The sequence below is a fragment of the Pseudomonas sp. genome, from assembly GCF_026224925.1.
Taxonomy (GTDB): domain Bacteria; phylum Pseudomonadota; class Gammaproteobacteria; order Pseudomonadales; family Pseudomonadaceae; genus Aquipseudomonas.
Genome location: NZ_JAMFRV010000211.1, coordinates 1 through 4,365 on the forward strand (window position 1 = coordinate 1; position 4,365 = coordinate 4,365).

Here is a 4,365-nt window from a genome sequence, read left to right on the forward strand (position 1 = left end):
ACAGCAGGCCCGCAGGGCCTTCATTTCCTTAACCCCGACGCGGCGACTCATGCATCTTGCTCATCAACTGAGCCTCTGCCTGGGTCAACCCACAAGATTGGGTAAGCTCATCAACACTCGCCCCCATACCCACCAATCGGGCTGCCTGGGCGAAAGACAATGTAGAAGGATCGCGCTGCTCGAGCTGGCTCAATTTATCCGGCAACGGCGCGACGACCGCACGCAGTTCGTGCAAATCCTCGCCCATGCGAACCGTACCGTTCTGGTAGTTATCCAGGCGTCTGGCCAGCTCCCGGATGCGTTGATCGCGCGCAGCATCGCCTTCGGCCTGCTGCGTCACAACCAACCGCTGGCGCTTGGCGTACGACAGAAACAGCGTCAACGAGAGCACCCAGAGGATGCCCAAAAAAATTACCGCAGCCTCAAAAATCAATCAGATGTTCTCCAGATCCGACCATTCTTCTTCGGACATCATTTTATCCAGCTCAACCAGAATCAGCAGTTCACCGTTCTTGTTGCACACGCCCTGGATAAACTTGGCCGACTCGTCATTGCCCACGTTCGGTGCAGTTTCAACTTCAGACTGACGCAGGTAAACCACTTCAGCCACACTGTCGACCAAAATCCCGACCACTTGCTTGTCGGCTTCGATGATCACCACACGGGTGTTGTCGCTGACTTCAACCGGGCTCAGGCCGAAACGCTGGCGGGTGTCGATCACCGTCACAACATTACCGCGCAGGTTGATGATCCCCAGCACATAGCTCGGAGCACCAGGAACCGGTGCGATTTCGGTATAACGCAGCACTTCCTGAACCTGCATCACGTTGATGCCGTATGACTCGTTGTCCAGTTTGAAGGTAACCCACTGCAGGATAGGATCTTCGGAACCTTGCGCTGACGACTTATTCATACCCCTAACCCCTCAAGTGTTTGCTGTACAGACGGCACTGAGCGCCGCCCTATGATTATTTGATAACGCCCATCTGCTTGACCGCGCCACTGGCTATCAGCTCGGCCAATTCGGAAACATCCAGCAGTGCACACATGTGTTCAATCACTGTGCCCGCCAACCAGGGACGCTGGCCGCGCTGGCTGCGCCATTTGATTTCGTTGGGGTCCAGGCGCAACGAGCGGCTGACCTGATGCACAGCCAACCCCCACTCATAACCTTGAACCGAAATAACGTATTGCAGCCCCTGCCGGAAATCATCGCGGTAGCGGTCCGGCATGACCCAGCGCGCTGTGTCGAGTACTTTCAAGTTGCCGGCCTGGCTCTGCAAAATACCCAGAAACCAGTCTGGCTGACCAAACAGTGGTGTCAGCTCAGTGCCTGCCAGCGAATAGATAGAACCCAGGCACACCAACGGCACTGCCAACGTCAAACCGGCGACATCGAACAACAGGCACTCGAACGGCTCGGCGGCCCAGGCAGGTCGGCCATCCTTCGACGGCGGTGGCGTGCCGCGACCCGAAGGAAGGTACACCTCCACCACAGGCTCGACTAACGCCACCGCGCGCTCGATGACCGGCTCCGCCTCGATGACCTTCGGCACCCACGCTAACGGCGTGGGCACCACTACCTCGGCAACAACATCAACCGGCGCCGCAACGGGGACTGCCACCGGCTCCACGGTCAATGCCACACGCGCCAATGCATCGCGCGCCTGCTCCTCAAGCACCGCAGCCTGAAACTCGTCCAGACCAACATCAAGCGTCAGTTCTTCCGTGGCGTCTTGCAGCAACGCATCCAGATAAGACTGCAACGCCAGTTGTGGCCGTGTTGCGATATCAACGGGGCGGTTCATGACTCAGATCCAAAAATATGACCTTTACTGGTTATCGGCTGAGCTGGCACCCGACTTGAATCTGTCCATAATTGGCCCATAAACACCTCAAGCGACCTGCGCGACAAGTTGTTGCAACAGCAGGTCTTTGAGCAGTGCGCGATACGCCAGCACTCCCCGGCTTTTGTTGTCGAACTGCGACGGTGTCATGCCAGCACGACTGGCGTCACGTAACCGCGTATCAATGGGCACGTAGGCTTTCCAGATATGTTCCGGGTAGCTGTCGCGCAACACCTTCAACGTCCCCATGGACGCCTGTGTGCGGCGGTCAAACAAGGTCGGCACGATGGTGTAAGGCAGTGCGACTTTGCGCGAACGATTGATCATCGCCAAGGTATTGACCATCCGCTCCAGGCCTTTGACGGCGAGAAATTCGGTCTGCACCGGGATCACCAATTGCTGGCTAGCCGCCAATGCGTTGACCATCAACACACCGAGCAACGGCGGGCTGTCGATGATCGCGTAATCAAAATCTTGCCACAGCTGTGTCAGGCTTTTGGCGATCACCAGTCCGAGACCACTCTGCCCGGGTGATTGACGCTCCAATACCGCCAACGCGGTGCTGGACGGCATCAGGGAAATACGCTGATCGCTGGTCGGCAGCAGCAGTTGACCCGGCAGCCCATCGGGCACCGTCCCCTTATGCAAAAACAAGTCGTAGGCGCTGTGCTCAAGGGTGTCGGGATTGTGCCCAAAGTAGCTGGTCATGGAGCCATGGGGGTCCAGGTCGACCACGACCACACGCTTGCCCGCCTCTGCCAGCAAACCGGCTAAAGCGATGGCAGAAGTAGTTTTACCGACGCCACCTTTTTGATTGGCTACTGCCCAAACTCTCATTATGCTTTTTTCCTCCCGGCATTTCGTTGAACTGCCGAGATTGGCTACAGGGCGGGTGACGGAGAATTGACGGCGCTTGTACGCACCGGCTTTGTTCCTGGAGGCGGTGCAGTTTGTGTGCCAGCACGCTTCAACGCGGCATCCGGTTTAGCGTTGGCACTGCCAGAACCGGTGAGGCTACGTCGAACTTCCAGGTTGCGAGAAATCACCAACACCACACGCCGGTTGTGGGCGCGCCCCTCTGCGGTGGTATTGGAGGCCACTGGCTGAAACTCGCCGTAGCCCACCGACGCCATACGCGCCGGGTTAATCCCGTCAATCGCCAACATGCGCACGATGCTCGCCGCCCGCGCCGACGACAATTCCCAGTTCGTCGGGTACTGAGCCGTGCGAATCGGCTGGTCGTCGGTAAACCCTTCGACATGCACCGGGTTATCGAATGGACTGAGGATTTTCGCGACTTTTTCAATAAGATTAAACGCCATGTCACTGGGCATGGCATCGCCGCTGCCAAACAACAAGCTCGAATTAAGCTCGATCTCAATCCACAACTCGTTACCACGAATCGTCATTTGATTGGATTTGATCAAGTCTCCGAAGGCCTCGCTCACTTGGTCGGCAATGGCCTGAAGAGGAGTGATCGAAGACTGAGCAAGTCCCGCATCGACTTCTTCACTGTCCTTGATCAGTGGCTCGGACGGCATGATGGTTAGTGGCTTTTCATCACCGATGGGGATCGGCTTGAGGCTGCGATCAGGCTCGTTGAACGCACCGATCAAGGCTTGGGAAAGCACCTTGTACTTGCCTTCGTTCAACGAAGAAATCGAGTACATGACCACAAAAAACGCGAACAGCAAGGTGATGAAGTCCGCGTAGGACACCAGCCAACGTTCGTGATTTTCGTGTTCTTCAACTCGACGACGACGGGCCATGACTACTGCATCACTCCATGAAGCCTTGCAGCTTCAACTCGATGGAACGCGGATTTTCACCTTCAGCGATGGACAAAATGCCCTCAAGCAGCATTTCGCGATAACGCGACTGGCGTATAGCAACAGCTTTGAGCTTGTTGGCGATAGGCAGCAGAATCAGGTTGGCCGACGCAACGCCGTAAATCGTAGCGACGAACGCCACAGCGATCCCGCTGCCCAGTTGGCTAGGATCAGCCAAGTTGCCCATGACATGGATCAGGCCCATCACCGCGCCGATGATACCGATCGTAGGCGCGTAACCGCCCATGCTCTCAAACACTTTTGCCGCCTGGATATCACGGGTTTCCTGAGTGATGAAATCCACTTCCAGAATGCTCCGGATTGCTTCCGGCTCGGCACCGTCGACCAGCAGTTGCAAACCTTTGCGTGCGTACTTATCGGGCTCTGCGTCGGCAATGGACTCCAACCCGAGCAAACCTTCTTTGCGCGCGGTCAGGCTCCAGTTAACGACACGATCAATACCGCCAGGCAGATCAATGCGTGGTGGAAAGAGGATCCAGATCAAGATTTGAATGGCGCGCATGAACGCACTCATTGGCGCTTGTAACAGCGATGCCGCGAGCGTACCGCCGATTACGATCAAGGCCGCGGGACCGTTGAGCAGCGCCGATAGATTGCCGCCTTCGAGGAAGTTGCCGCCGATAATGGCGACAAACGCGAGGATGAGGCCGATAAGGCTCAATACATCC

The 4,365-nt window shown here is 56.7% G+C and carries 6 protein-coding genes; all 6 read right to left on the bottom strand.

Annotation, left to right across the window (positions count from 1 at the left end):
• Window positions 1-28 precede the first annotated feature (28 nt).
• Window positions 29-433 (bottom strand): DUF2802 domain-containing protein, encoded by a 405-nt coding sequence (locus M0974_RS09000; RefSeq protein ID WP_297835484.1) that lies wholly within the window; start codon window positions 431-433, stop codon window positions 29-31.
• Complete coding sequence (locus M0974_RS09005) at window positions 434-913, bottom strand: chemotaxis protein CheW (protein ID WP_297835485.1); 480 nt, start codon at window positions 911-913, stop codon at window positions 434-436.
• A 55-nt stretch (window positions 914-968) separates the two neighbouring features.
• Window positions 969-1,808: a CheW domain-containing protein gene (locus tag M0974_RS09010; RefSeq protein WP_297835487.1), complete on the bottom strand. Its 840-nt coding sequence runs from the start codon at window positions 1,806-1,808 to the stop codon at window positions 969-971.
• A gap of 87 nt (window positions 1,809-1,895) precedes the next feature.
• Window positions 1,896-2,684 (bottom strand): ParA family protein, encoded by a 789-nt coding sequence (locus tag M0974_RS09015; RefSeq protein ID WP_297835489.1) that lies wholly within the window; start codon window positions 2,682-2,684, stop codon window positions 1,896-1,898.
• A 44-nt stretch (window positions 2,685-2,728) separates the two neighbouring features.
• Entirely contained in the window at window positions 2,729-3,616 is an 888-nt protein-coding gene (gene motD, locus M0974_RS09020; protein ID WP_297835491.1) for a flagellar motor protein MotD, read from the bottom strand.
• 10 nt (window positions 3,617-3,626) lie between these two features.
• Window positions 3,627-4,365, bottom strand: a 739-nt coding sequence (locus M0974_RS09025; protein WP_297835494.1) for a flagellar motor protein, incomplete at its 5' end; no start/stop codon positions are given.

What these genes read in the sequence shown, in the direction of transcription:
- M0974_RS09005 (WP_297835485.1), bottom strand. Translation starts at nt 913, where the DNA reads ATGAATAAGTCGTCAGCGCAAGGTTCCGAAGATCCTATCCTGCAGTGG.
- M0974_RS09010 (WP_297835487.1), bottom strand. Translation starts at nt 1,808, where the DNA reads ATGAACCGCCCCGTTGATATCGCAACACGGCCACAACTGGCGTTGCAG.
- M0974_RS09015 (WP_297835489.1), bottom strand. Translation starts at nt 2,684, where the DNA reads ATGAGAGTTTGGGCAGTAGCCAATCAAAAAGGTGGCGTCGGTAAAACT.
- motD (WP_297835491.1), bottom strand. Translation starts at nt 3,616, where the DNA reads ATGGCCCGTCGTCGTCGAGTTGAAGAACACGAAAATCACGAACGTTGG.